Source organism: Amycolatopsis nigrescens CSC17Ta-90 (assembly GCF_000384315.1).
In the GTDB taxonomy this organism is placed as follows: domain Bacteria; phylum Actinomycetota; class Actinomycetes; order Mycobacteriales; family Pseudonocardiaceae; genus Amycolatopsis; species Amycolatopsis nigrescens.
In genome coordinates this window covers 6,047,546-6,073,309 of sequence record NZ_ARVW01000001.1, presented here as the reverse complement: position 1 = coordinate 6,073,309, position 25,764 = coordinate 6,047,546, and the positions used below count along the sequence as shown (strand labels likewise).

General features: G+C 71.1%; 21 protein-coding genes and 1 riboswitch. Of the genes, 9 read left to right on the top strand and 12 right to left on the bottom strand.

Annotation, left to right across the window (positions count from 1 at the left end; all coding sequences use genetic code 11):
• The first annotated feature begins 122 nt into the window (after positions 1-122).
• Positions 123-494: a ClpX C4-type zinc finger protein gene (locus AMYNI_RS0128955; protein WP_157357507.1), complete on the top strand. Its 372-nt coding sequence runs from the start codon at positions 123-125 to the stop codon at positions 492-494.
• A 16-nt stretch (positions 495-510) separates the two neighbouring features.
• Here AMYNI_RS0128955 and AMYNI_RS0128950 read toward each other — a convergent pair whose 3' ends face one another.
• Positions 511-2,019 carry a glutamate synthase subunit beta gene (locus AMYNI_RS0128950; RefSeq protein WP_026361071.1) on the bottom strand — a complete coding sequence of 503 codons (1,509 nt, stop codon included), beginning with the start codon at positions 2,017-2,019 and terminating at the stop codon, positions 511-513.
• Between the two features lie 65 nt (positions 2,020-2,084).
• Positions 2,085-6,656 (bottom strand): glutamate synthase large subunit, encoded by a 4,572-nt coding sequence (gene gltB / locus AMYNI_RS0128945; protein WP_026361070.1) that lies wholly within the window; start codon positions 6,654-6,656, stop codon positions 2,085-2,087.
• A gap of 339 nt (positions 6,657-6,995) precedes the next feature.
• A riboswitch (cobalamin riboswitch) is annotated at positions 6,996-7,149 on the top strand.
• 90 nt (positions 7,150-7,239) lie between these two features.
• On the opposite strand from gltB, the gene AMYNI_RS0128940 reads away from it, so the two are divergent.
• The 5 genes from AMYNI_RS0128940 to AMYNI_RS0128920 all read left to right on the top strand — a co-directional run bounded on the left by AMYNI_RS0128940 (position 7,240) and on the right by AMYNI_RS0128920 (position 12,041).
• Positions 7,240-8,202, top strand: coding sequence for an ABC transporter substrate-binding protein (locus AMYNI_RS0128940; protein WP_020671581.1), 963 nt, complete (start codon positions 7,240-7,242; stop codon positions 8,200-8,202).
• A 3-nt stretch (positions 8,203-8,205) separates the two neighbouring features.
• Complete coding sequence (locus tag AMYNI_RS0128935) at positions 8,206-9,237, top strand: FecCD family ABC transporter permease (RefSeq protein WP_020671580.1); 1,032 nt, start codon at positions 8,206-8,208, stop codon at positions 9,235-9,237.
• Positions 9,234-10,055, top strand: coding sequence for an ABC transporter ATP-binding protein (locus AMYNI_RS0128930; RefSeq protein ID WP_020671579.1), 822 nt, complete (start codon positions 9,234-9,236; stop codon positions 10,053-10,055). The genes AMYNI_RS0128935 and AMYNI_RS0128930 overlap by 4 nt, the downstream gene beginning before the upstream one ends.
• 92 nt (positions 10,056-10,147) lie before the next feature.
• Complete coding sequence (locus tag AMYNI_RS0128925) at positions 10,148-10,936, top strand: SDR family oxidoreductase (RefSeq protein WP_020671578.1); 789 nt, start codon at positions 10,148-10,150, stop codon at positions 10,934-10,936.
• Positions 10,937-10,970: 34 nt separating this feature from the next.
• Positions 10,971-12,041 (top strand): NAD(P)H-dependent amine dehydrogenase family protein, encoded by a 1,071-nt coding sequence (locus AMYNI_RS0128920; protein WP_020671577.1) that lies wholly within the window; start codon positions 10,971-10,973, stop codon positions 12,039-12,041.
• A 72-nt stretch (positions 12,042-12,113) separates the two neighbouring features.
• Here AMYNI_RS0128920 and lgt read toward each other — a convergent pair whose 3' ends face one another.
• The 3 genes from lgt to AMYNI_RS0128905 all read right to left on the bottom strand — a co-directional run bounded on the left by lgt (position 12,114) and on the right by AMYNI_RS0128905 (position 15,579).
• Complete coding sequence (gene lgt, locus AMYNI_RS0128915; protein WP_040407426.1) at positions 12,114-13,130, bottom strand: prolipoprotein diacylglyceryl transferase; 1,017 nt, start codon at positions 13,128-13,130, stop codon at positions 12,114-12,116.
• Positions 13,131-13,194: 64 nt separating this feature from the next.
• Positions 13,195-14,376: a M20 metallopeptidase family protein gene (locus AMYNI_RS0128910; protein ID WP_020671575.1), complete on the bottom strand. Its 1,182-nt coding sequence runs from the start codon at positions 14,374-14,376 to the stop codon at positions 13,195-13,197.
• Between the two features lie 72 nt (positions 14,377-14,448).
• On the bottom strand, positions 14,449-15,579 hold the full coding sequence (locus tag AMYNI_RS0128905; protein ID WP_020671574.1) for an amidohydrolase family protein: 1,131 nt from the start codon (positions 15,577-15,579) through the stop codon (positions 14,449-14,451).
• A 133-nt stretch (positions 15,580-15,712) separates the two neighbouring features.
• Here AMYNI_RS0128905 and AMYNI_RS0128900 point away from each other — a divergent pair, with 133 nt between their 5' ends.
• Together AMYNI_RS0128900 and AMYNI_RS0128895 are read left to right on the top strand one after the other, a co-directional pair.
• Positions 15,713-17,092, top strand: coding sequence for a type I glutamate--ammonia ligase (locus AMYNI_RS0128900; RefSeq protein ID WP_020671573.1), 1,380 nt, complete (start codon positions 15,713-15,715; stop codon positions 17,090-17,092).
• Positions 17,093-17,272: 180 nt separating this feature from the next.
• Positions 17,273-18,316, top strand: a complete 1,044-nt coding sequence (locus tag AMYNI_RS0128895) for an ArsR/SmtB family transcription factor (protein ID WP_020671572.1) — start codon at positions 17,273-17,275, stop codon at positions 18,314-18,316.
• Between the two features lie 124 nt (positions 18,317-18,440).
• Here the strand turns inward: AMYNI_RS0128895 and AMYNI_RS0128890 are convergent, their stop codons facing one another.
• From AMYNI_RS0128890 to AMYNI_RS0128860, 7 genes are all read right to left on the bottom strand, one after another.
• Positions 18,441-19,097, bottom strand: coding sequence for a peptidoglycan recognition protein family protein (locus tag AMYNI_RS0128890; RefSeq protein ID WP_020671571.1), 657 nt, complete (start codon positions 19,095-19,097; stop codon positions 18,441-18,443).
• 39 nt (positions 19,098-19,136) lie between these two features.
• Entirely contained in the window at positions 19,137-19,694 is a 558-nt protein-coding gene (locus AMYNI_RS0128885; protein WP_020671570.1) for a Uma2 family endonuclease, read from the bottom strand.
• Positions 19,695-19,812: 118 nt separating this feature from the next.
• Entirely contained in the window at positions 19,813-20,601 is a 789-nt protein-coding gene (gene trpA, locus AMYNI_RS0128880; RefSeq protein WP_020671569.1) for a tryptophan synthase subunit alpha, read from the bottom strand.
• Positions 20,598-21,824, bottom strand: coding sequence for a tryptophan synthase subunit beta (gene trpB / locus AMYNI_RS0128875; RefSeq protein ID WP_020671568.1), 1,227 nt, complete (start codon positions 21,822-21,824; stop codon positions 20,598-20,600). The genes trpA and trpB overlap by 4 nt, the downstream gene beginning before the upstream one ends.
• Complete coding sequence (trpC, locus tag AMYNI_RS0128870; protein ID WP_020671567.1) at positions 21,821-22,630, bottom strand: indole-3-glycerol phosphate synthase TrpC; 810 nt, start codon at positions 22,628-22,630, stop codon at positions 21,821-21,823. The genes trpB and trpC overlap by 4 nt, the downstream gene beginning before the upstream one ends.
• Before the next feature lie 152 nt (positions 22,631-22,782).
• On the bottom strand, positions 22,783-23,346 hold the full coding sequence (locus tag AMYNI_RS0128865) for a Trp biosynthesis-associated membrane protein (RefSeq protein ID WP_051116374.1): 564 nt from the start codon (positions 23,344-23,346) through the stop codon (positions 22,783-22,785).
• Positions 23,339-24,907 carry an anthranilate synthase component I gene (locus AMYNI_RS0128860; protein WP_020671565.1) on the bottom strand — a complete coding sequence of 523 codons (1,569 nt, stop codon included), beginning with the start codon at positions 24,905-24,907 and terminating at the stop codon, positions 23,339-23,341. The genes AMYNI_RS0128865 and AMYNI_RS0128860 overlap by 8 nt, the downstream gene beginning before the upstream one ends.
• Positions 24,908-25,000: 93 nt before the next feature.
• Between AMYNI_RS0128860 and AMYNI_RS0128855 the strand changes: the two genes are divergently transcribed.
• Entirely contained in the window at positions 25,001-25,615 is a 615-nt protein-coding gene (locus tag AMYNI_RS0128855) for a TetR/AcrR family transcriptional regulator (protein ID WP_020671564.1), read from the top strand.
• The last annotated feature ends 149 nt before the right edge of the window (positions 25,616-25,764 follow it).

Genomic DNA, 25,764 nt, shown 5'->3' with positions numbered 1-25,764 from the left:
GAGAGTGCAAGTCTGGGCGAGTCACGCGGAGTTGAACGACTCCCGTTGTCAGGCGCCTCCTGGCGGCGTAAGGTCACGCCTGACGCTGTCAGGAAACGCCTGACGGGGAAGGGAGTGATCGGATGTCGCCTGCCGCAACGGAGTCTGTGATCGCAACGTGCTCGTTCTGCTCGAAGCGGAACACCGAGGTGGGGACGCTTGTCGCCGGACCTGGAGTGTTCATCTGTGATGAGTGCGTGGCCCTCTGCTCGACGGTGATCGAAGGGAAACCCGCGGAGGATGGACCGCACCTTGCGCCGTGGGACCAGGTGACAAGCGCCGACGCGGTGCTGACGAGTCTGCCGCGAATCGCGGCCGCGGGAGCGCAGGTCGAGCGAAACCTCGCTCAATGGGTGCTCAAGGCACGTGCACTCGGAGTGACCTGGGCGCGCATCGGGGAGGCGATGGGGATGACCCGGCAGTCTGCGTGGGAGCGCTTCTCCGGCGAGGAGTAAAGCCGACTGCTAAGGGTCAGACCACGGCGAGGGGGAGGGCGGTGGGGTGCACGGGGGCGGGCAGGTCCGAGGCGCCGGTGAGGAAGGCGTCCACGGCGTTGGCCACCGAGCGGCCCTCGGCGATCGCCCACACCACCAGCGACGCGCCGCGATGCGCGTCGCCGCAGACGAACACGCCCGGCGACTCGGTCTGCCAGTCCGCGCCGCAGGACAGGGTGCCCCGCGGGCTGAGCGACAGGCCGAGCTCGTCCAGCAGCCGCATGTGCTCCACGCCTTCGAAGCCGATGGCCAGCAGCACCAGGTCGGCGGGCAGCTCCTCGACCTCGTCGCTGGTCGGCACCACTTCGCGGCGCCCGGTCGCCGGGTCCTTGGACACCCGCACCCGCTGCAGCTCGATCGCCCGCACCCGGCCGTTCTCGTCACCGGCGAAACGCTTGACGGCGACCGCGAACCGCCGCTCCCCCGCCTCTTCGTGCGCAGGATAGGTGCGCAGGATGTACGGCCAGGTCGGCCAAGGCGACCGGTCATCGTCCCTTGTGGACGGTGGCTTCGGGTACTGGTCCAGCTGGGTCACCGAAAGCGCGCCCTGGCGGGTCGCGGTGCCGTAGCAGTCAGCGCCGGTGTCGCCACCGCCGATGATCACCACGTGCTTGCCGGCGGCGTCGATCTCCGGCGGCCCGTCGCCCTCCACGTACCGGTTCGCCGGCACCAGGTGCTCCATGGCCAGATGCACCCCGGCCAGCTCACGACCGGGAGTCACGGTGTCGTCGCGCCCGCGCAGCGCGCCGACGGCGAGCACCACCGCGTCGTAGTCGGTGCGCAGCTGTTCCACGGTCAGGTCCACGCCGACCTCGCAGCCGGTGACGAACTTGGTGCCCTCCTTGTAAAGCTGCGCCAGCCGGCGGTCGAGGGCCTTCTTCTCCATCTTGAACTCGGGGATGCCGTAACGCAGCAGCCCGCCGAGCCGGTCGTCCCGCTCGAACACGGTCACCTCGTGCCCGGCCCTGGTCAGCTGCTGCGCGGCGGCCAGCCCGGCCGGACCGGAACCGACCACCGCGACCCGCTGCCCGGAGGACACCCCCGCGGACTGCGGGGTCACGATGCCCATCTCCCAGGACTGGTCCGCGATGGTCTGCTCGACCCGCTTGATCGCCACCGGCCCGCCGGACAACGGCGAAATGGACAGCACGCAGCCGGCCTCGCACGGCGCCGGACACAGCTTCCCGGTGAACTCGGGGAAGTTGTTGGTCGCGTGCAACCGGTCGCTGGCCGCCATCCAGTCACCGCGGCGCACCAGGTCGTTCCACTCCGGGATCAGATTGCCCAGCGGGCAACCCGCCGTACCCGAGTGGCAGAACGGAATCCCGCAGTCCATGCAGCGGGTCGCCTGAGCGCGCACCTCCCGGTTCCGCTCCGCCGGGTCGACGTCGGCGTAGACCTCACGCCAGTCACCGAGCCGCTCGTCCAGCGGACGCTTCGGCGGCTCCGCACGTTCATGCTTCATAAAGCCCTGCGGATCAGCCACGAGCCGCCTCCGTTTCTTGCGGGACACCCGCACCCGGTCGGCGCTCGTGACCGGCTTCGCGATTATCAGCCACGAGCCGCCTCCATGATCGCCTCGTCGACGTCGCGACCAGCGGCCCTGGCCGCCTTCGCCGCGTCGAGCACCCTCGCGTAGTCCCTCGGCATCACCTTGGTGAACGCCGCCGACCGGCGCGGCCAGTCGCCGAGCAGGGAAGCGGCCACCACGGAACCGGTCAGCTCCCGGTGCCGCTGGACGACCTCCTTGAGCCAGGCCAGATCGGCAGGCTGCGGGGTGCGTAGTTCGACCATGTCCGCGTTGACCTTGGCCCGGTCCAGATCCAGTACATAGGCCTCGCCACCGGACATCCCGGCCGCGAGGTTGCGCCCGGTCGGCCCGAGCACCACCGCCTTGCCGCCGGTCATGTACTCGAAGGCGTGGTCCCCCACCCCTTCGGCGACCACGACCGCCCCGGAGTTGCGCACGCAGAACCGCTCGCCCACCTGACCGCTCAGGAACAGCTCACCGCTGGTCGCGCCGTAGGCCAGCGTGTTGCCGGCGATCACCTGCGCCTCCGCGGCGAACCGTGCCCTGGCGTCCGGCCGGACCACGATCCGCCCACCGGAGAGGCCCTTGCCAACGTAGTCATTGGCGTCGCCGACCAGGTCCAGGGTGATGCCCCTTGGCAGGAACGCGCCGAGCGACTGCCCGGCCGAGCCGGTGAGGGTGACGTGGATGGTGTCGTCGGGCAGGCCCTCGCCGCCGAAGCGGCGGGTGATCTCCGAGCCGAGCAGGGTACCCACGGTCCGGTTCACGTTGCGCACCGGAAGCTCGATGGTCACCCGGTGCGCGTCTTCGAGCGCGGCTTCGGAAAGCTGGATCAGGGTCCGGTCCAGCGCGTGCTCCAGGCCGTGCTCCTGCTCGCGGATCTTGCGGCGCGACCCGCCGTACGGGGTTTCGGCAGGCATCTCGAAGACCGGCGACAGGTCCAGCCCGTTCGCCTTCCAGTGCTCGACGGCCTCGTCGGTGTCCAGCACGTCGGCCCGGCCGATCGCCTCGTCCAGTGTCCGGAACCCCAGTGCGGCAAGGGTTTCCCGCACTTCCTCTGCGACGAACCGGAAGAAGTTCACCACGTGCTCGGCCTGGCCGGTGTACCGCTTGCGCAGGTCGGGGCTCTGCGTGGCCACCCCGACCGGGCAGGTGTCCAGGTGGCACACCCGCATCATCACGCAGCCGGCCACGATCAGCGGCGCGGTGGCGAAGCCGTACTCCTCAGCCCCGAGCAGCGCAGCCACCACCACGTCCTTGCCTGTCTTCATCGCGCCGTCCACCTGCACGGTGATCCGGTCGCGCAGGCCGTTGAGCAGCAGGGTCTGCTGGGTCTCGGCCAGGCCGATCTCCCACGGCGTGCCGGCGTGCTTGAGCGAGTTCATCGGCGAGGCGCCGGTGCCACCGTCGTGGCCGGAGATCAGCACCACATCGGCGTGCGCCTTGGACACCCCGGCCGCCACCGTGCCCACCCCCAGCGAGCTGACCAGCTTGACGTGCACGCGGGCCCTTTCGTTGGCGTTCTTCAGGTCGTGGATCAGCTGGGCCAGATCCTCGATCGAGTAGATGTCGTGGTGCGGCGGCGGGGAGATCAACCCGACGCCCGGAGTGGAATGCCGGGTGCGCGCGATCCAGGGGTACACCTTGTTCGGCGGGAGCTGGCCGCCCTCACCGGGTTTCGCGCCCTGCGCCATCTTGATCTGGATGTCGTCCGCGTTCACCAGGTACTCGCTGGTGACCCCGAACCGTCCACTCGCGACCTGCTTGATCGCGCTGCGCCGCTCCGGGTCGTAGAGCCGTTCCGGGTCCTCGCCGCCTTCACCGGTGTTGGACCGGCCGCCGATCCGGTTCATCGCGATGGCCAGCGTCTGGTGCGCCTCCATCGAGATCGAGCCGTAGGACATGGCGCCGGTGTTGAACCGCTTGCAGATCGCCTCGACCGACTCCACCTCCTCCACCGGGATGGGTGCGCGGTCACCGGCGCGGAACTTGAACAGCCCGCGCAGCAGGCCGCCTTCGCGGGCCAGCCGGTGCACCTCGTCGCTGTAGGCGCGGTAGGCCTCCTCCCGGCGGGTCTTGCCGGCGTGCTGCAGCAGGAAGATCGTCTCCGGGGTGAACAGGTGCAGCTCGCCCTCGCGGCGGTAGGCGTACTCCCCGCCGGTGTCCAGGCGCCGGTGCACCCGATCGGTCGGGTTGTCCGGGTACGCCCGGCGGTGCCGCACCGCGACCTCTTCGGCCAGCACGTCGAGCCCGACGCCGCTGAGCTTGGAGATGGTGCCGGTGAAGTACTCGTCGAGCAGTTCCTGGGACAGCCCGAGCGATTCGAACACCTGCGCCGCGGTGTACGCGCCGACGGTCGAGATGCCCATCTTCGACATGATCTTCAGGACGCCCTTGACCAGCGCGCCCACGTAATTGCGGACCGCCACCCCCGGCTCGATCCCGGTGATCGCGCCCTGGCCGATCAGGTCCTCGATGCTCTCGAAGGCCAGATACGGGTTGACCGCGGCCGCACCGTAGCCGAGCAGCAGCGCGATGTGGTGCACCTCGCGCGCGTCGCCGCTCTCCACGACCAGCGCGACCCGCAGCCTTTCCTTGGTGCGCACCAGATGGTGGTGCACCGAGGAGACCAGCAGCAGCGAGGGGATGGGCGCCATCCGGTGGTCGGAGTCGCGGTCGGAGAGCACCAGGGTGCGCGCTCCGGCCGCGATCGCCTCGGAGGCCTCGCGGCGGACCCGTTCGATCGCCTCCGCCAGCGCCGGCCCGCCACCGTCCACTTCATACAGTCCGGAAAGGACGGTGCAGGAGAACCCCGGCAGGTCCCCGTCGTCGTTGACGTGGATCAGCTTGGCCAGCTCGTCGTTGTCGATCACCGGGTAGGGCAGCTGGATGTGCCGGCAGGATGCGGGTCCCGGTTCGAGCAGGTTCTGCTCCGGGCCCATGATCCGGCTCATCGAGGTGACCAGCTCCTCGCGGATCGCGTCCAGCGGCGGGTTGGTCACCTGGGCGAAGTTCTGCTTGAAGTAGTCGTAGAGCTGCCGCGAGCGCTGGGACAGCACCGCGGGCGGGGTGTCGGTGCCCATCGACCCGATCGGCTCGGCGCCGTTGACGGCCATCGGGGTGAGCAGGATCTTCAGCTCCTCTTCGGTGTAGCCGAAGGAAAGCTGACGGCGCAGCACCGAGTCGTGGCTCTGCGTGATGTGGTCGCGGTCGGCGAGGTCGGCCAGCTGGAGCAGGCCGGCGTGCAGCCACTCCTCGTAGGGCAGCTCCTTGGCCAGCTCCGACTTGATCTCGTCGTCGTTGACGATCCGGCCGGCGTCGGTGTCCACCAGGAACATCCGACCCGGCTTCAACCGTCCTTTCGCGACGACCTGGTCCGGCGGCACGTCCAGCACCCCGGACTCGCTGGCCAGCACCACCCGGTCGTCCGCGGTCCGCCACCAGCGCGCCGGGCGCAGGCCGTTGCGGTCCAGCACCGCGCCCACCAGCATCCCGTCGGTGAAGGTGACGCAGGCCGGGCCGTCCCACGGCTCCATCAGGCTGGCGTGGAACTGGTAGAAACCGCGCCGCGCGGGGTCCATCGTGGCGTGGTTCTCCCACGCCTCCGGGATCATCATCAGCACCGCGTGCGGCAGCGACCGGCCACCGAGGTGCAGCAGCTCCAGCACCTCGTCGAAGGAAGCCGAGTCCGAAGCCTCCGGTGAGCAGATCGGGTACAGCCTGGTCAGGTCGCCGTCGATCAGCTCGGACGCGAGCAGCGCCTCACGGGCCCGCATCCGGTTCCGGTTGCCGCGGATCGTGTTGATCTCGCCGTTGTGCGCGACGAACCGGAACGGGTGCGCCAGCGGCCACGACGGGAAGGTGTTCGTGGAGAACCGGCTGTGCACCAGCGCGATCGCGCTGGCCAGCCTGGGGTCGGTGAGGTCGGTGAAGAACAGCGGGAGCTGCTCCGGGGTGACCATTCCCTTGTAGACGAGCGTGCGCGAGGACAGCGAAGGGAAGTAGCTGCCGCACTCGGCGACCTGGCTCTCGTTCTCGGCGCGCTTGCGCAGGCAGAACGCCAGCCGGTCCAGCTCGATCCCGCCTGGACGCTCGCCGTCGGAGTCGGCGTGGCCGGCCACGAACAGCATCGCGAAATGCGGCATCACCGAACGGGCGGTCGGCCCGATGTCCGCGGCGTCGGGGTCGGTCGGCACCTCGCGCCAGCCGAGCACGTCGAGCCCTTCCTCGTGGGCGAGGCGCTCGATCAGCTCGACCGCCTTGAGCCGCCGCTCGGCGTCCGACGGCAGGAAGGCGATCCCCGCTGCGTAATGGTGTTCACCGTGGCTGTCCCGGGCGGGCAGCTCGAAACCGGCTTCGGCGCGAAGCAGCTCGTCCGGCAGCTGGAGCAGGATGCCTGCCCCGTCACCACTGGTCGGCTCGGCCCCCGCGGCACCGCGATGGTCGAGATTGGTCAGTGCGGTCAGTCCGTCGGTGACGATGCCGTGCGAACGCCGCCCGCGGATGTCGGCCACCATGGCGACACCGCAGGAATCCTGTTCGGTACTGGGGTCGTAAAGACCTTGTTTGCCTGGAATGGCGGAGAAGATCATGCAGGGACCTCCTTCGTCGTCGTGCTCAGTGCGGAAAAATCCCCTGTTGAGGCTGCGCACGGGACGACGATGGCCCGCTCGTTAGCGAGACTTTAACACCCAGGAAACATGGCGGCACTCTCAAGAGTTTCTCCACGGTAACGATCTGGGCGTTGAGAACGACATCGTTCCTGATGGAGCGAGGATGCTTCGCTACGCTAAGTGTAGCTGGTGGCCGAACCCATCAAGGATACCGTGCAAGGTCGACTTCGACCACGATCACTCGTGCCGGTATGCGACCAGTATCCGACCAGTATCCGACGGAGCCGCGTGACCTGGGCTCGGCCGCCGGTGCCGCTGGTAGCGTCCTGCCTTGCCGGTCGTCCGCCGACCGGTGACGCGAACCGGGAGCGAAACCGGTGGGAATCCGGTGCTGTCCCGCAACTGTGATGGCCCATCCCGGGGGTTCCCGGCCGGGCCGAGCCAGGTCGCCTGCCGCTCGCGTCGACGCCACCCGCCTCCGGCGCAGGGGTGCGGCGTCCGCGACCACGATGTGCACGGTCCGGCGCGGCTCCACCACGCCGGCCTAGCCTTTGAGGTCATCATGTCCGGCTCGCGCTCCGGTACCGCCCGGCGTATCCCGCTGCTCCTGCTCAGCACCCTGCTCGGGGTGACCGCGCTGGCCGGCTGCGCCAGCCGGGAGCCGGAGCCCCCCGCCGGCACCGGCGCCGAGGGCGACTTCCCGGTGCAGGTGACCCCGCCCGGCGGTGCGCCGCTGACCATCGACAAGCGCCCGGAGCGGATCGTCTCGCTGTCGCCTTCCTCCACCGAGACGCTGTACGCGGTCGGCGCCGGGCCGCAGGTGGTCGCGGTCGATTCGGCGTCCACCTACCCGGAGCAGGCGCCCAAGAGCGAGCTGTCCGGGCTGAACCCGGACCCCGAGGCGATCCTCGGCAAGAGCCCCGACCTGGTGGTGGTCAGCGCGGACCTGGACAACAAGCTGTCCGGGGCGCTGGCCAGGACCGGGGTGAAGACGCTGGTGCTGCCGGACGCCCGCACGCTCGACCAGGCGTACGCGCAGTTCTCCCTGGTGGGCAAGGCGACCGGGCACCAGCACGATGGCGACGACCTGGCCAGCCGGACCAAGGCGGACCTGGAGAAGATCGTCGCGGACACGCCGAAGCCGGCCACCCCGCTGAGCTACTACCACGAGCTGGACCAGACGTTCTACAGCACGACGTCGGCCACCTTCATCGGCCAGGTGTACGGGCTGTTCGGGCTGCGCAACATCGCCGACGGGGACGACCCGAACGCCTCCGGCGGCTACCCGCAGCTCTCCGCGGACCGCATCCTGCAGGCGAACCCCGACCTGATCTTCCTGGCGGACACCAAGTGCTGCGGGCAGAGCGCGCAGACCGTGGCCGCCCGGCCGGGCTGGGACACGCTGAGCGCGGTCAAGCAGGGCACCGTGGTGCCGCTCGACGACGACATCGCCTCCCGGTGGAGCCCGCGGGTGGTCGAGCTGGCGCGCGCGGTGGGCGACACGGTGGCCAAGGCCGGCAAGTAACGCGTGAAGAACCAGACCACGCTGCGGCCCGGCACGTTGCTGCTGGGGCTGCTGGTACTGGCGGTGGTGCTGCTGCTGGCGGTGCTGGTGGGAGCGGGCGAGCTGGGCTGGCAGCGAGTGCTCGGCGAGATCACCGCCCAGCTCACCGGCGGCCGGTCCCCGCTGTCCGAGCGCGAGGCGGCGATCGTCTGGCAGATCCGGGTGCCGAGGGTGCTGCTCGCCGGACTGGTCGGGGCCGCGCTGGCCGGGTCCGGCGCGGCCTTCCAGGGCGTGTTCCGCAACCCGCTGGCCGACCCGTACCTGCTCGGCGCGGCGGCGGGCGCCGGCATGGCGGCCACCCTGGTGGTGGTGCTGGCGCCGGCGGTCACCGGCTGGATCGTCGGCCCGTTGCCGCTGGCCGCGTTCGCCGGCGCGCTGGGCGGGGTCGGGCTGAGCTGGCTGCTCGGCCGGTCCACCGGCGGCGGCAGCGGCACCGCGACCCTGCTGCTGGCCGGGGTGGCGGTGGCCGCCTTCCTGACCGCCGTGCAGACCTTCGTGCAGCAGTTCAACACCGAGACGATCCGGCAGGTCTACACCTGGATGCTGGGCGGGCTGAACGTCAGCGGCTGGCGCGAGGTCTGGATCGCGCTGCCCTACATCGCGCTGGCCGCGGTGGTGCTCTGCCTGTGCGCCCGGCTGCTGGACGTGCTCACCCTCGGCGACGCGGAGGCGGCGTCACTGGGCATCCGCCCCGGCCGGGTCCGGCTGCTGCTGCTCACTGCGGCTTCGCTGGCCACCGCGGCGGCGGTGGCGGTGAGCGGGCTGATCGGGTTCGTCGGCATCGTGGTGCCGCACGTGGTGCGCATGCTGTTCGGCGCGAGCTACCGGGTGGTGGTCCCGCTGTCGCTGGTCGGCGGTGCCACCTTCCTGATCATCGCGGACCACATCGCGCGCACCATCATGCCCGGCGAGCTGCCGCTGGGCGTGGTGACCGCGTTCGCCGGCGCCCCGTTCTTCGCGGTGATCCTGCGTTCCTCCCGCGGGCGGGTGTCATGAAAGCGTTGCGGCTGAAGGACGTCTACGCCGGGTACAGCGGGAATCCGGTAGTGCGCGGGGTCTCCGTGGAGGTGCCGGACGGTGGCTGGCTGGCCATCGTGGGGCCGAACGGGGCGGGCAAGTCCACCCTGCTCAAGACCATGGCCGGGCTGCTGCCGGGCGGCGGCCACACCAGTGTGCACGACCGTTCGTCGGATTCCTTGTCGCGCAAGGAAAAGGCTCTGGAGATCGGCTACGCGCCGCAGAACCCGGTGCTGCCGGACGGGCTGACCGTGACCGACTACGTGCTGCTCGGCCGGACCCCACATCTGGGCACCCTGGCGCGGGAAAGCGGCCAGGACCTGTCCATTGTGGACGACGTGCTGGCCAGGCTGGACCTGGAACGGCTGGCCGGGCGGGCGCTGCGCACCCTCTCCGGCGGGGAACGGCAGCGCGCGGTGCTGGCCAGGGTGCTGGCGCAGCGAACCCGACTGCTGCTGCTCGACGAACCGACCACCGGCCTGGACGTCGGGCATGCGCAGGCGCTGCTGGAGCTGGTCGACCGGCTGCGCGGCGAGGACGGCATCACCGTGGTGTCCACCCTGCACGACCTGACCTTCGCCGCCCAGTACGCCGACCAGCTGCTGCTGCTCGACGACGGCGAGGTGGTCGCGTCCGGCCCGCCGGCCGAGGTGCTCACCCCCGAACGGCTCTCCCGCCACTACGGCGCCGACGTCGAGGTGCTGCACACCACCGGCGGCCATCTCTCGATCGCCCCCATCCGCCCCAGAACCCGTTCCACCCCCGACTCCGGCCCCGGCTCACTGACCGTCCCTTAAGGCCACCTTTGCTACCTTCAACGCCCCAAAGGTGGCCTTGAGGGGCATTCGGACGAGGCGCACACTAAGTAGAACGTGTTACATTCAGCGGCATGATTCTCGATCGGTTCCTGGTGCCGGACAAGGTGGCGGTGGTGACCGGGGCCGGGCGCGGAATCGGCGCGGCATCCGCCGTTGCGCTGGCCGAGGCCGGCGCCGACGTGGTGCTGTCCGCCCGCACCGAAGAGCAGTTGCGCGACGTGGCGGCCCGGATCGCCGCCACCGGTCGCCGGGCGCACGTGGTGCCCGCCGACCTGAGCGACCCGGCGAACGCGGCCGCGCTGGCGGACGCCGCGGTGGCCGAGTTCGGCAGGCTGGACCTGGTGGTGAACAACGTCGGCGGCACCATGCCCCGGCCGCTGCTGGAGACCGACCACGAGCTGCTGGAAGAGGCCTTCCGCTTCAACGTGTCCACCGCGCACGCGCTGACCAGGGCGGCCGCACCGGCGATGCTGGCAGGGGAAGGCGGCGCGGTGGTCAACATCTCCTCGGTCATGGGCCGGGTCACCGGCCGCGGCTACCTCGCCTACGGCACCGCGAAGGCCGCACTCGCGCACTACACCCGGCTGGCCGCGGCCGATCTCGCGCCGCGGATCAGGGTGAACGCGATCGCAGTCGGCTCGGTGGCCACCTCCGCGCTGGAAGTGGTGGTGGGCAACGACGAGCTGCGCACCAGGATGGAGCGGGCGACCCCGCTGCGCCGGATCGGCGAAGTCGAGGACATCTCGGCCACCGTGCTCTTCCTGGCGTCCCCGGCCGGCGCGTACCTGACCGGCAAGGTGCTGGAGGCGGACGGCGGCCTGCAGGCGCCGAACCTCGAGTTCGGACTGCCGGACCTGTGAGCGAACCCGCCCGCGGACAACAGGAGGAGCCAAGGTGAGCTATCGGGTCGTGCAATGGAGCACCGGCAACGTCGGGCGGCACGCGATCGCCGGTATCGACGCGCGCCCCGACCTGGAACTGGCCGGGGTGTGGGTCTCCGACGAGCGCAAGGCCGGCCGTGACGCGGGTGAGCTGGCCGGGCTCGGCCGCACCCTCGGCGTGGCCGCGAGCACCGACACCGACGAGTTGCTGGCGCTGCGACCGGACTGCGTGGTCTACACCGCGATGGCCGACGACCGGCTGCCCGAGGCGATGGCGGACCTGCGGCGGATCCTCGCCGCCGGGATCAACGTGGTCTCCAGCAGCCCGGTGTTCCTCCAGTTCCCGGACGGGGTGGTGCCCGCCGAGGTCTCCGACCCGATCCGCGCGGCGGCCGCCGACGGCGGCGCTTCGCTCTGGGTCAACGGGGTCGACCCCGGTTTCGCCAACGACTGGCTGCCGCTGGTGCTCACCGGCGTCTGCGAACGCATCGACGAGGTGCGCTGCGTGGAGATCCTGGATTACTCGACCTACGACAACGCCAAGGTCCTGTTCGACATCATGGGTTTCGGCGGCCCGCCGGACCAGACGCCGATGCTGCTTCAGCCGGGAGTGCTGAGCATGGCGTGGGGCAGCGTGGTCCGACAGCTCGCGGCCGGGCTCGACGTGGAGCTGGACGCGGTCGAGGAACGTCACGAACGGCTGCCAGCCCCGGAGACCTTCGAGATCGCCTCCGGGCGGATCGAGCAGGGCAGCACCGCCGCGCTGCGCTTCGAGGTGCGCGGGATGCGCGACGGGCGCGCGGTGTGCGTGCTGGAGCACGTCACCCGGCTGCGGCCCGACCTCGGACCGGACTGGCCGCAGCCGAGCGGGCAGGGCTGCTACCGGGTGGAGGTGCGCGGCGAGCCCGACTACACGCTGGACCTGCGACTGCTCGGCTCGGACGGGGACCACAACACCGCCGGGCTCAAGGCGACCGCGATGCGCCTGGTGAACGCGATCCCGGCGGTGGTGGCCGCCCCGCCCGGCCTGCTGACCGCACTGGACCTGCCCCTCGTCACCGGCCGCGGCCTCGTCTCCCGCTGAGGGCCGCGCGATGCAGCGAAGGCCACCTTGCCTGCGTTGGATGCAGGCAAGGTGGCCTTCGCTGCGCTCGGGCTACTTGTCGGAGTCAGGGGCGGGGGGCTTGGGTTGGTCCGGGGAGGTGGAGACCTCGGCGGGTTCCTCAGCGGAGGGGCTGTCGGCGGGCTTGGTGGAGTCGGCCGGGTCGGTGGGCTCAGTGGGCTCGTCGGGGTCGTCGTCCTTGCTGCGCAAGGTCTCCGGCGCCTCCCGTGGCCCGCGTTTGCCGGCCAGCACGAAGTAGACGACCGCACCGATGAACACCAGGATCGAGGTCCACACGTTGACCCGCACCCCGAACACCAGGGTCGCGCTGTCGGTGCGCATCAGCTCGATCCAGCAGCGGCCGACGGTGTACGCGGCGACGTAGAGCGCGAACGCGCGGCCGTGGCCGAGTCGGAAACGCCGGTCCGCCCAGACCACCAGCAGCGCCACACCCAGGTTCCAGAGCAGCTCGTAGAGGAAGGTCGGGTGCACCGGGCTGTCCGCCAGCGGGATGTTGCCGAAGGCGACCCCGCTCGGGCCCTGGTCCGGGATGGACGGGTTGTCCGGGCTGAACCGCTGGTAGATCTCCAGCGCCCAGGGCAGGTCGGTGTGCCCGCCGTAGAGCTCCTGGTTGAAGTAGTTGCCGAGCCGCCCGATCGCCTGCGCGACCACGATGCCGGGGGCCAGCGCGTCGGCCATCGCGGGCAGCGGGATGCCCTTGCGGCGGCAGGCGATCCAGGCGCCGACCGCGCCGAGCGCGATGGCGCCCCAGATGCCGAGCCCGCCGTCCCAGATCTTCAGCGCGTTGAGCGGGTTCTTGCCCTCGCCGAAGTAGAGGTGGTTGTCCGTGATGACGTGGTAGAGCCTGCCGCCGACCAGGCCGAACGGGACGGCGAACACGGCGAGGTCGACGACCGTGCCCTTGCTGCCGCCGCGTTGCTGCCAGCGCCGCTCGCCCCACCAGATGGCGACCACGATGCCCGCGATGATGCACAGCGCGTACGCCCTGAGCGGGATCGGGCCGAGCTGCCACACCCCGCGGTCCGGGCTGGGAATGGTCGCGAGGAACATCACCGAGGCGGAATTCACCGGGTCACCGTAACGTGCCCGTCCATACCTGCTGAAGGGGACGCCTTCAGCGCCGGTCATCCTCCGTCGCGGCGAGGTAGCCGGCGATGTAGGCGTGCGCGAGCAGCTCGACGGTGTCGTCCGTCGGCAGGAAGTGCTCGTCGTGCAGGGCCTGCACCCCGTCCGGGTCGCCGACCCCGGCGAACATCATCAGCCCACGGGTGACCTGGCAGTAGTGCGAGAAGTCGTCGGCACCGAAGGAGCGGAACTCGGTGTCCACCTCGATCCCGCCCCTGCCCAGCCAGCCCCTGGCGGCCGCGGCCAGCGCGGAATCGTTGTGCAGCACCGGTTCGCACGGCATGACGCGCAGTTCGGCGGTGCAGCCGTGCACCCGCGCGGTGCCCTCGGCGATCTCGCGGAGCAACTGGTGCGCCGCACCGCGGTCGGACTCCCGCATCAGCCGGATCGAGCCGAGCGCGGTCGCCTCCCTCGGCACCACGTTGGCCGCGGTGCCCGCGCTGATCCGGCCGACCGAGCAGACCGCACCGAACACCGGGTCGACCCGCCTGCTGGCGATCTGCTGCAGGTTCACCACGATCTGGCTCAGCGCCAGGATCGGGTCCCGCAGCAGGTGCGGGTACCCGGCATGACCGGACCGGCCGCTCACCACGATCTCGAACTCGTCGGTGGAGGCGTTCACCGGCCCGCCGACCGCGGACACCGTGCCGGCCCGCACCTGGGGCTGCACGTGCACGCCGATCACCGCCTCGACCCCGAACTCGCCGAGCAGACCGGAGGTCACGATGTCGAACGCCCCGGACGGCGAGGTCTCCTCGCGCGGCTGGAACAGCGCGAGGATCGGCCGGGGCACCCCGACCCGCACCGCCGCCCGACACACCGCGACCAGCGCGGCAAGGTGCACGTCGTGCCCGCACGCGTGCATCACCCCGGACTCCGACGCCCACGGCACGCCGGTCCGCTCGGCCACCGGCAGCGCGTCCAGCTCGGCGCGCAACGCGATCGGTCTCCCGGTGCCCGGCCCCGGCAGCAGCACCGCCCGACCGGTCTTCGCCACCCGCGTACCGGCACCGGCGTCCAGTGCGTCGAGCACGGTCAGCACGGTGTCCTCCTCGTCGCCGGAGAGGCGCGGGTCGGCGTGCAGGCGGTGCCGCAGCCCGATCGCGGACGGCAGCTCGGCCGAGACGGCGGCCAGCCAGTCGGCCCAGAGCCGCCCGGATGCGGTGGTCATCTCTCCTCCGCGGGAAAGAGTGCGTCGTCGGTGGTCATCTCTCCTCCGCGGGAAAGAGTGCGTCGTCGGTGGTCATGTCACAGCCAGCCGATAGACCCGGCGGGCGTTCTCGTACCCGGCCAGCCGCGCGATCCGTTCCGCGTCCGCCGCCGACCACTCGCCCGCGTCGAGGCCGCCGCGCAGGAAGTCGGACAGCCCGCGCCGGAACAGCAAGGTGCCGAGGTGATACAGCTCAGCGAGGCCGAAAGCGTCGGTGGAGAACAGGAACTTGCCGAACGGCACCAGCTCCAGCGTCTCCGCGATCAGCGCCGGGGCCCGCGCGCCCGCGTTGTGCGTTGCCAGGCCGACGTCCACGAACACGTGCTCGAATACCTGCGCGAGGTAGCCGGCTTCGCGGTGGAACGGATAGTTGTGCAGCAGCAGGATCGGCACCCCGGTGGACCGGGTGGCGCGCAGCAGCCCGGTGAGCAGCAGCGGGTTGCAGCGGTGCAGGTCGACGTCGGAGTCGCCGTAGCCGACGTGGAACTGCACCGGCAGGCCGAGGTCGATGCCGGTCCAGATCAGGAAGCGGTGCAGCACCTCGTCGGCGAGCCGGACCGGCCTGCCGGAGGACAGCCAGTTGCCGGCAGCGCCGGCGACCTCGGCCGCGCCGGGACGTTCCCCGGACAGTTCCAGGCCGACCCGGTAGGCGGCGATCGACTTGAGCCCGACCGCGCCGGCCGCGCGTTCCGCCAGCGTCTCGGCGAACCGCCCGGCGAAACCGACGGCCGAGGTGCCCGACGCCAGCACCTGTTCGGCGACCTGCTCCAGCCGGACGATGTCGTGCGCGCGGGCGCCGGCCAGCCCGGCCAGCTCCTCGGTGCCGGTCAGCCGCTCGGCCTGGAAACCGCCGTCCAGCAGGAAGTCGGCGGTTCCGGTGGCGCGCAGGAACCGGCGGTTCACCTCGGTCGCGCCCAGCTCGGCCCGCCTGGCGAGATAGTCGTCGGGGTCGCTGTGCGCCGGCAGGTCCAGCACCGGGGCGCACCAGCGGCGCACCGCGAGCCCGGCCAGCGAGTCGAACAGGGTGGTGCCCAGCGGTGAGACCGAATCGGCCTCGGTCAGCAGCTCCTCGAACGCAGCGCGGTCCAGGTCCGCCGCGACCAGGCCGTGGCAGTGGTGGTCGACCAGCGGGAGCTCCGCCACATACGGCAGCAACGCGGTCATGCTCCTCCTCCGGCGACGCCCGACGACGCGGACCATCCCCGGCGCCAAGCCTAGTTGCCGCTGGCCGGATCGGCGTGCGCACGGGCAGGATGAGTCCCGCACGGATCCGGTGAAAAGGAAGGGCGGAGCAGCGGTGGCTGATCTCGATCGCGAAGGCTTGGCGGCACGCGCGGAGGAGGCCGCGGCCGGGCTGGCCGCCGCCGGGGTCGAGCTGGTCGCGATGACCTTCGTGGACAACAGCGGGATCACCCGTACCAAGGCCGTGCCGCTGAGCCGGGTGGCCACCGCCGCCGCCTGGGGTGTCGGCGCGTCGAACTCGTTCGACTTCTTCGCCTTCGACGACGAGATCGTGCCCGGCGAGTACTCCGCCGGCCCGGTCGGCGACCTGCGCCTGCACCTTGACCCGGACCGGCTGGTCGCGCTGGCCGGCCTGCCCGGCTGGGCGTGGACGCCTGCGGACCGGTACGACCAGGAGGGCGCGGTCCACGAACAGGACCAGCGCGGCCTGGCGAAGCGCGCCGTACGGCGGCTCGCCGAGCAGGGCTACACCGCGAAGCTCGCCTTCGAGATCGAATGGGTGGTCGCCGCCGACGACGCACCGGACGACCCGTCCGCCGCGGTGCTCGGCCCCGCCTACGGTTTCGCCCGGCTTTCCCAGCACGCCGGCTATCTGCGCGCCCTGGTGTCCGCTTTGGACAGTCAGGGGGTTGCGGTGGAGCAGGTGCACCCGGAGTACGCGGCCGGCCAGTTCGAACTCTCCGTCGCGGCCGAAGACCCGGTGCGGGCTGCGGACACCGCGGTACTGGTCCGGCAGACGATCCGCGCGGTGAGCGGGGAGCACGGCCTCCGCGCGTCCTTCTCCCCCAAGTTCAGCGCGAGCGGCGTCGGCAACGGCGGTCACGTGCACCTGAGCATCCAGCGGGGAGACACGAACGTGTTCGCCGGCGGCGACCGGGTCTTCGGGCTGACCCCGGCCGCCGAGTCCTTCGCCGCGGGCATCCTGGACCGGCTGCCCGCGCTGCTGGCGGTCGGCGCCCCGTCGGTGGCCAGCTACCTGCGGCTGCTGCCGCACCACTGGGCCGGCGTCTTTCGCGGCTGGGGCCTGGAGAACCGCGAAACCCCGCTGCGGCTGGTCCGCGGGGTCGCCGGGGACCGGCACCGCGCCGCCAACCTGGAGGTGAAGTGCTTCGACCAGGCGGCCAACCCCTACCTGGTGGTGGCCGGGCTGCTCTTCACCGGACTGGCCGGGCTGGCGGAGGAGGCGACACTGCCGGAACCGGTGGACGTCGACCCCGGCTCGCTCACCGAGGACGAACGGCGGGAGCGCGGGATCGAGCGCCTGCCCACCACCTTGGACGCCGCGGTGGCCGCGTTCGAGTCGGAGCCGGTGCTGACCGAGTCGTTCGGCAGGCCGCTGGCGACCACGCTGGCGGAGCTGCGCCGGCACGAGATCCGCGTGTTCGCCGCGGCCACGCCCGAGCAAGTCACCGCGGCGCTGCGCTGGGTGTACTGAGATGGGGGCATGCGAGGCTTTTTGCGCATGCCCCCATCGATCGGGTGCGGGTGTCCCGCAAGATTCTGAGGGCTGGTGCGCCGCGGCAGGAGCAAGGTTCGTTCAAGGCGGCGTTCCTAACCTCGTCGGCGTGCCCGGGTCCCGTGGGGACGGGAGGAACTCCGGCCGCGAGGGGGACGCATGGTGCTGCGGATCGTTTTCTCCGGTGCCGACCTCGGCCGGGTGCGGGTGGCCGCGGCGCACCCGACCTGGGAGCTCGTGCTGGCCATCAACAGCATGCAGTCACCGGTGCTGCCCGCCGAATACCGGAGCTGGCGGACCAGGATGCGTGCGCTCGGCCGGACCGGGCGGGCCCGCCGGCTGCCGCTCGCCGCTGCGCTGGCGCGACCGGGCGGCTCCTTCCCGGACTTCCTCACCCCGCAGATAGACGAAGGCGACGTCGGCGATGTCAACGCGCACTACGCCACCATGCTCAGCCTGCCCAAGGCCGGCCTGCGCGCGGACCTGGCCCGCACCTTCCGGCGCGCGCCCGCGCCGCCGTGGGCCCGGCGGCTGCACGAGCACGGCAGGCTGGACGGCCTGGTCGGCGTGCTGCGCGACTGCCACGCGATCGCGGTCGGCCCGGTCTGGCGCGAGGTGCACCGGCGGGTGGAGGCCGACCGCGCGGTCCGCGCCCGGCAGCTGGTGGAGCACGGCGTGGACCACCTGCTGAGCACCCTGCACCCGTCCATCCGGTGGCGGAACCCGGTGCTCGAGGCGGACTACCCGGTGGACCGCACGATCGACCTCGGCGGGCGCGGGCTGACCGTGCTGCCGGCGCACTTCTGCTGGGGCGCGCCGGTCACCCTGCTCGACCCCGAACGGCCGCCGACGCTGGTCTACCCGGCGCTCAAGGAGGACGTGCTCTCGGTCCGCAGCGGCCGCAATCCCGCCGACCCCACCGACCCGGCCGGCCCTGACGGCAAGGCGCTCGGCAAGCTGCTCGGCGCCACCAGGGCGCGGCTGCTCGCCGAACTCGCCGTCGCCGGTTCCACCACCCGGCTCGCCGCCCGGCTGGACGTCTCGCAGGCCGCGGTCAGCCAGCACACCGGGGTGCTGCGCAACGCCGGGCTGCTGACCACCAGCCGGGTCGGCCAGGCCGTCCAGCACAGCCTCACTCCGCTGGGCCGCGAACTGCTGCGAGGCGGGTGGTCGCCCAGCCGGTACCCCGTGCGGTGGCCGTGAAATCGTTGCTGTTCATGGTTTCCTCCGTTGCTCGAACTGGTGACCATTCGAATCAACCAGTCCGGGGCAACGCGCGGAACAGCTCTTAAGCCGAGCCCGAATACTCACTCGAAAGAGCGGCGGCTCAGCCGAGTGCGGCGGCGACCTCACGGCGGAGCTGGGGCAGTTTCGCGTACAGCTTCTCGCCGGGGCATTCGGTGTTGTAGAAATCGCGGTGCCCTTTGATCTCGGCGACCGGGATCCCGTACTGCGCGCAAATGTAGGCGCACAGCGCGACGAGGGATTTCCATTGCGCGGCGGGCGGCTCCACCGAGGTGTAGGTGCCCTCGTTCTCGATTCCGATGGCGTTCTCGTTCTGCCCAGGACAATGCGCGGCCTTGATCATCTTCGTGCCGGAGCGCAGCGTGGACAGACTGCCGTGGCGGCCTTCGAGGTGGTAGCCGCCGCGGCTGATGGTGAAGTGCTGCCCGGTGTCCGACCAGCCGTTGTTGTCCATGTGGTCGGCCTGGTCGTTCCGCGCCACCTGCAGCGCGTGCTCCAGCGAGTAGTCCGTGCTGTTCGCACTGGCGATGTGGTGCACCAGAATGCGATTCGCCTTGTGGTTCAAGGTGACCAGCTGATCCTGAGGTGCTCTCGCGCCCCATTCGGCGCAGCTGTAGATCCTCGGCGCGGCGGCCCCGCTCGCGGTTCCCGGGAGCAGCAACCCGGCCGCCCCGATACCCGCCAGCGCGCCGACGCCGTGCAGAAACCTCCGCCGGTCCACCGGTTCGCGTTCAGCCATGCCCGCAGTCTGCGGACCGGCCGTACAGAATTCCTACAATCAGCTGGTCAGGTCCAAATCGACGGCGAAGGGAACGCTCAGTTCCAGCCTGCCGTCGGCGCTGCGCGCCAGTTCGGTGTATTCGCCGCCGGAAAGGTGGTACAACACCGCCTCCGGAACCTGGGCCGGATCCACCAGCAGGTAGTACGGCACCCCCGCTTCCGCGTACAGGGCCCGCTTGAGCACCCTGTCCTGGATCCTGGTGGACGGCGACTCGATCTCACCGGCCAGCAGCAGGTCCGCGCCGTCGTAGTAGACCGTTTCCGCACCGGCGCTGCCCAGCACCACGAAGTCCGGGATCAGCATCCGGCGGCCGCCCAGCCGGACGTTCACCCCTGGCAGCAGCTCCGCACCCGCCGGAATCGCCGGATGGAGCCGCAGTTGCAGCCGTTGCAGGAGCCGCTGGTGCCCGGACGCGGGCGCCGGAGTCACCAGCAGCGCCCCGTCCACCAGCTCGATCCGGCTGCTGCTGTCCTCGGGCAGCCCGAGCACGTCCTCGACGGTCCACTCGCCGTGATGCCTCGGCACCAAGGGGCCGACGTCCGTGGGAACAGCCATCGCGGCGCACCTCCACCGATGTCGGGTACCACTGCCGAATTCCATTCTGACATGTAGGTCGCTCCTCAGTACGGTATCCATACCGGGAGTGTTCCACCGGGCACCGACAGTTTCGAAACTAGGCCGGGGTGACGGCCTTTCGCACGCCTTCGGCCAGCTCCGCGGTCAGCGTGCGCACCGCGTCCACGCCCTCGGCGGCCTTGGCCACCAGCGCCGAACCGGTGATCACCGCGTCCGCGAACGCGGCCACCTCGGCGGCCTGCTCGCCGGAGCGCACGCCGAGCCCGACTCCAATCGGCAAGCTCGTGTGCGCACGCGTGCGCCGGACCAGCTCGGCGGCGCCCGCACCGACCGACTCCCTGGCGCCGGTCACGCCCATCACCGCGGTGGCGTAGACGAACCCGCTGCTCGCCCGCACGGTCAGGTCGATGCGCTCCTCCGAGGAGGACGGCGCGACCAGGAAGATCCGGTCCAGCCCGTGCGCCTCGGAGGCGGCCAGCCAGTCGCCGCCCTCATCCGGGGTCAGATCCGGCGTGATCAGGCCCAGTCCGCCGGCCGCGGCGAGGTCCCGCGCGAAGGCGTCCACGCCGTACCGGTGCACCGGGTTCCAGTAGGTCATCACGACCGCGTGCCCGCCGCGGGCGGCCACCGATTCGACCACTTCGAAAACGTGCTTCAGCCGGAAGCCCGCGGTCAGCGCGGCGTCCGCGGCGGCCTGGATGACCGGGCCGTCCATCACCGGGTCGGAGTACGGCACGCCGACCTCGACCAGGTCGGCGCCGCCGTCGATCATCGCGCCGAGCAGGTCCTTCGAGGCGTCCACCGTCGGGTAGCCGGCGGGCAGGTAGCCGACCAGCGCCGCCCGACCCTCGCCACGAGTCCGCTCGAAGAGCGCGTCGAGACTCACAGTTTCTCCTCGTCGACCAGCTCGAAGTAGCGGGCGGCGGTGTCCACGTCCTTGTCCCCGCGGCCGGAGAGGCTGACCACGATCAGCGCGTCCGGCCCGAGCTCCCGGCCCAGCACCATGGTGCCGGCCAGCGCGTGCGAGGACTCGATCGCCGGGATGATGCCCTCGGTGCGGGACAGCAGCCGGAACGCCTGCATGGCCTCGTCGTCGGTGACCGAGCGGTACTCCGCGCGCCCGGTGTCCTTGAGCCAGGAGTGCTCCGGCCCGACCCCGGGGTAGTCCAGCCCGGCCGAGATCGAGTACGCCTCGATGGTCTGCCCGTCCTCGTCCTGCAGCAGGTAGGAGAACGCGCCGTGCAGCATGCCGGGGGTGCCCTTGGCCAGTGTCGCGCCGTGCTCGCCGGAGTCGAGGCCGTGGCCGCCGGGCTCCAGCCCGACCAGCCGGACCTCCGGGTCGTCGATGAACCCGTGGAAGATGCCGATCGCGTTGGAACCGCCGCCGACGCAGGCGGTGACCGCGTCCGGCAGCCGCCCGGTCTGCTCCAGGATCTGCCGGCGGGCCTCCTCGCCGATGACCCGGTGGAAGTTGCGCACCATCACCGGGAACGGATGCCCGCCGGCCGCGGTGCCGAGCAGGTAGTGCGTGGTCTCGACGTTGGTCACCCAGTCGCGGAGCGCCTCGTTGATGGCGTCCTTCAGCGTGCGGGAGCCGGTCTTCACCGGCACCACCTCGGCGCCGAGCAGCCGCATCCTGGCCACGTTCAGCGCCTGCCGCTCGGTGTCCACCTCGCCCATGTAGACCACGCATTCGAGGTCGAGCAGCGCGCAGGCGGTGGCGGTGGCAACGCCGTGCTGGCCGGCCCCGGTCTCCGCGATGACCCGCTTCTTGCCCATGCGCTTGGTCAGCAACGCCTGGCCCAGCACATTGTTGATCTTGTGCGAGCCGGTGTGGTTGAGGTCCTCGCGCTTGAGGAAGATCCGCGCCCCGCCGCAGTGCTCGGCGAACCGCGGCGCCTCGGTGAGCAGCGACGGCCGGCCGGCGTAGCCCGCCAGCAGCCGGGCGAACTCACCGGTGAACTCCGGGTCGAGCCTGGCCTTGTCGTACTCGGCGGACAGCTCGTCCAGCGCGCCGATCAGCGCCTCCGGCATGAACCGCCCGCCGTACGGGCCGAAATGTCCTCGCTCGTCCGGGTCGTGCTTGGTGTGTTTGTGCGCGCTGGTCACCTGGAAGGCCTCGGACAGGCCGGGTGCGAACCCGCGGTGACCAGCTTGACCAGCGCGCCCTTCGGATCGCCGGAGGCGACAAGGCCCTCACCGACCAGGATGGCGTCCGCGCCGTGCCCGGCGTAGGCCATCAGGTCACCCGGCCCGCGGACCCCGGACTCGGCGATCTTGATGACCTCCATCGGCAACCCGGGGGCGAGCCTGCCGAACACCTCGCGGTCCACCTCGAGGGTGTGCAGGTTGCGCGCGTTGATGCCCATCACCTTCGCGCCGACCTCCAGCGCACGGTCCGCCTCCTCGGCGTTGTGCACCTCGACCAGCGCGGTCATGCCGAGCGACTCGACCCGGTCCAGCAACGCGGACAGCGCGTTCTGCTCCAGGGCCGCGACGATCAGCAGCACCATGTCCGCACCGTGCAGGCGCGCCTCGTGCACCTGGTACGGGCTGACGATGAAGTCCTTGCGCAGCACCGGGATGTCCACCGCGGCACGGACCGCGTCCAGGTCGGCCAGCGACCCGCCGAACCGGCGCTGCTCGGTGAGCACGCTGATCACCCTGGCGCCGGCATCCTCGTAGTCCTTCGCCAGCGCGGCCGGGTCGGTGATCTGGGCCAGGTCACCCTTGGACGGGCTGCGCCGCTTGACCTCGGCGATCACCCCGACCGCGGACTCCTGCAACGCCGCCATCACGTCCCGCGGCGGCGCGGCCTCGGCGGCACGCCGCTTGAGTTCGTCGAACGGCAGCGCCGCTTCACGCTCGGCGAGATCCGCGCGCACCCCTTCGACGATGTCTTCCAGCACGCTCACCGGGCGCCCTCACCGGCTGCCGTGCTCACAGGTTCACTCGCAAGGTGCCTCACAAAAACCTTCCCCTTCCCGCCGAAAACATGCTAACCCGCGCAACAGTCGGTAGTGGCTCCGGGTCGGTCTTGGCGTCGAACATCAGGGCGAACGCCTAGTCACTGAGCCCTGGTCGGGTCTTCGCCATCGGACAGCGCCTCCCACAGCTGGATGTCGGGGTCACGCGCGGTGCGCTTGGCGGCCGGCGTGCTGTACCGCGAACCGAGCCGAGGCATCCGCCCCGCGCCCTTGATCCCTGCCAACCCGCCGACGATCACCAGAATTCCCCCGAGCGCCGCGAGCCCGCGCCCGGTAAGGATTTCCGCCGCCGGGATGCCTTCGGGGTAGCCGAACCGGATGCCGTCCACCGCCACCCAGCAGGCCGCGAGCCCGGCCAGCACGAGCAGCACGGCGAGCACCCGGCGCAGCAGGCCGCCGGTGGCCACCATGCCGGCCACCCCGGTCAGCGCGAGCAGGGCCAGCGGCACCAGCGCGCCGGCCTGCTGCGCGCCGTTCTGCGTTTCCAGCACCATGCCGCGCACCCCGGCGTCGCGGTACTGGGCGGACCAGGTCAGCCTGGACGAGGCCCACAGCGCCGCGGCACCGAGCAACAGCCCGAGCACGACCGTCCACAGTGGACGCGATCGGCGCGCAGGCGCGGCGGTTTCGGGCGCCTCAGACACTCGTCCGATCACCTCCGGGGTCGAGCACGCCGGCGGTGGCCATGGTCTCCGCCGCGGCGACCGCGGACAGCACCGTACGTGCCTTGTTCAGCGCTTCGTTGTCCTCGTAGTCGGCGTCGGAGTCGGCCACGATCCCGCCACCGGCCTGCACGTAGGCCACCCCGTCGCGCATCAGCGCGGTGCGGATGGCGATCGCGGTGTCCGCATCCCCGGCGAAGTCGAGGTAGCCGACGACCCCGCCGTAGAGCCCGCGCCGGGTCGGTTCCAGCTCCTCGATCAGCTCCATCGCCCGCACCTTGGGCGCCCCGGACAGGGTGCCCGCCGGGAAGCAGGCGGTCACCGCGTCGAAAGCGGTCCGGCCATCGGCCAGCTCACCGGTGACCGTGGAGACGATGTGCATCACGTGGCTGTAGCGCTCGATGTCGAAGAAGTCGACCACCCGCACGGTGCCCGGTTTGCAGACCTTGCCGAGGTCGTTGCGGCCGAGGTCGACCAGCATCAGGTGCTCGGCGCGCTCCTTCTCGTCCGCCAGCAGGTCCTTGGCCAGCTGCGCGTCCTCCTCGGGGTCCACCCCGCGCCAGCGGGTGCCGGCGATCGGGTGGGTGGTCGCCTTGCCGTCCCGCACGGTGACCAGCGCCTCCGGGCTGGAGCCGACGATGTCGAACCCGTCCAGGCGCAGCAGGTACATGTACGGGCTGGGGTTCGAGGTCCGCAGCACCCGGTACACGTCCAGCGCGTCCGCGCCGGTCGGGATTTCGAACCGCTGCGAGGGCACCACCTGGAACACCTCGCCGGCGTGGATCGCCTCGACCGCCTGGTGCACCGCGGCGTGGAAGTCCGCTTTCGTCCTGGCCCGGCTGAACTCCGGCGCCGGCCGGTCGAACACCGCGATGGTGGAGGGCGCGGGAGCGCGCAGCTGTTCGGTCATCTCCTCCAGCCGGCGCACCGCGTCGTCGTAGGCCGCGTCCACCCGTTCCGGCGAGTCGTCCCAGTTGACCGCGTTGGCGATCAGCGTGACGGTGCCTTCGTGGTGGTCGAAGGCGGCGAGGTCGGTGGCCAGGAGCATGGTCAGCTCCGGGATGTCCAGGTCCTTCTCCGCCAGCTCGGGCAGCTTTTCCAACCAGCGCACCGAGTCGTAGCCGACATAGCCGACCATGCCACCGGTCAGTGGCGGCATCCCGGGCAGCGGCTCGGTGTGCAGGGTCGCGACCGTCTCGCGCAGCACGGTCAGCGGGTCGCCGTCCACCGGCAGGCCCGCCATCGGCGTGCCGACCCAGGTGGCCTTGCCGTCGCGCACGGTCAGCGCGGCCGGGCTGCGCACCCCGATGAAGGACCAGCGGGACCAGCTCTGCCCGTTCTCCGCGGACTCGAAGAGGAAGGTGCCCGGCCGGTCGGCGGCGAGCTTGCGGTAGACCGCGATCGGGGTCTCCCCGTCGGCGAGCAGCCTGCGGACCACCGGGATCACCCGGCGGCCTTCGGCGAGGGCGCGGAAGTCGTCGCGCGCCGGGCTCACCGAACCGAGGCCTGCGGTGCTGGTATTCGCGGTTCGGGCACTTACCATGGGCTCATTGTGCCGCTGTGCCCGATCCACCTCGCACCCGGCATAAATTCAATGAAGATTGAATGATTTGGTCCTGGCAGTCATGATGGTCAGGTGACCACCGTGAAACCCACACCCCCGGCCAAACGCCGCGGACGGCGTCCGGCGGGGCAGGACACCAGGACCGCCCTGCTCGAAGCCGCCCGCGCGGTGTTCGGCGAATCCGGCTTCGAGGGCGCGACCGTGCGCACCATCGCGACCAGGGCCGGGGTGGACGCGGCGATGGTGAACCACTGGTTCGGCGGCAAGGAGGGCCTGTTCGCGCAGGCCGTGCTGGAGCTGCCGTTCGACCCCCGCGACCTGATCGGGGAACTGCTCGACGGCGACCTCGACGACCTGGGCCGCCGGGTGGTGCGGGTGTTCCTGACCAGGTGGGACCAGACCGGCGCGGACACCTTCAAGGCGCTGGTGCGCAGCGTGGCCGGACACGACCAGGCCGCGCAGGCGCTGCGCGAGTTCTTCCTCAACCACATCTTCGGCAAGCTGTCCGCCAAGATCAACGCCGACAACGCCGAGTTCCGCGCCACGCTGTGCGCCTCGCAGCTGATCGGCATGGGCATGATCCGCTACGTGGCCAAGTTCGAGCCGCTGGCCTCCACCGACATCGAGACCATGGTCCAGGCCGTCGCCCCGAACCTCCAGCGCTACCTCACCGGCTCCCTGGACTAAGCCCGCGAGTCCCACCTTCACGCATCCCGAGTCCCACACTCGCGCACCCCGAAGTTCACCTTGGGGCAGCGGCGGCTACCCGCCAACACGCCGCGGGAGGGGAACTCGCCGAGGCCGAACGTGGGACTCGCGGGTGTGGAGTGTGGGAC

Bases quoted from the DNA above. Each gene is read 5' to 3' on its own strand.
- AMYNI_RS0128955 (WP_157357507.1), top strand. From the start codon at position 123: ATGTCGCCTGCCGCAACGGAGTCTGTGATCGCAACGTGCTCGTTCTGC.
- gltB (WP_026361070.1), bottom strand. From the start codon at position 6,656: ATGATCTTCTCCGCCATTCCAGGCAAACAAGGTCTTTACGACCCCAGT.
- AMYNI_RS0128940 (WP_020671581.1), top strand. From the start codon at position 7,240: ATGTCCGGCTCGCGCTCCGGTACCGCCCGGCGTATCCCGCTGCTCCTG.
- AMYNI_RS0128930 (WP_020671579.1), top strand. From the start codon at position 9,234: ATGAAAGCGTTGCGGCTGAAGGACGTCTACGCCGGGTACAGCGGGAAT.
- AMYNI_RS0128925 (WP_020671578.1), top strand. From the start codon at position 10,148: ATGATTCTCGATCGGTTCCTGGTGCCGGACAAGGTGGCGGTGGTGACC.
- lgt (WP_040407426.1), bottom strand. From the start codon at position 13,130: ATGTTCCTCGCGACCATTCCCAGCCCGGACCGCGGGGTGTGGCAGCTC.
- AMYNI_RS0128910 (WP_020671575.1), bottom strand. From the start codon at position 14,376: ATGACCACCGCATCCGGGCGGCTCTGGGCCGACTGGCTGGCCGCCGTC.
- AMYNI_RS0128905 (WP_020671574.1), bottom strand. From the start codon at position 15,579: ATGACCGCGTTGCTGCCGTATGTGGCGGAGCTCCCGCTGGTCGACCAC.
- AMYNI_RS0128895 (WP_020671572.1), top strand. From the start codon at position 17,273: ATGGTGCTGCGGATCGTTTTCTCCGGTGCCGACCTCGGCCGGGTGCGG.
- AMYNI_RS0128890 (WP_020671571.1), bottom strand. From the start codon at position 19,097: ATGGCTGAACGCGAACCGGTGGACCGGCGGAGGTTTCTGCACGGCGTC.
- AMYNI_RS0128885 (WP_020671570.1), bottom strand. From the start codon at position 19,694: ATGGCTGTTCCCACGGACGTCGGCCCCTTGGTGCCGAGGCATCACGGC.
- AMYNI_RS0128860 (WP_020671565.1), bottom strand. From the start codon at position 24,907: ATGGTAAGTGCCCGAACCGCGAATACCAGCACCGCAGGCCTCGGTTCG.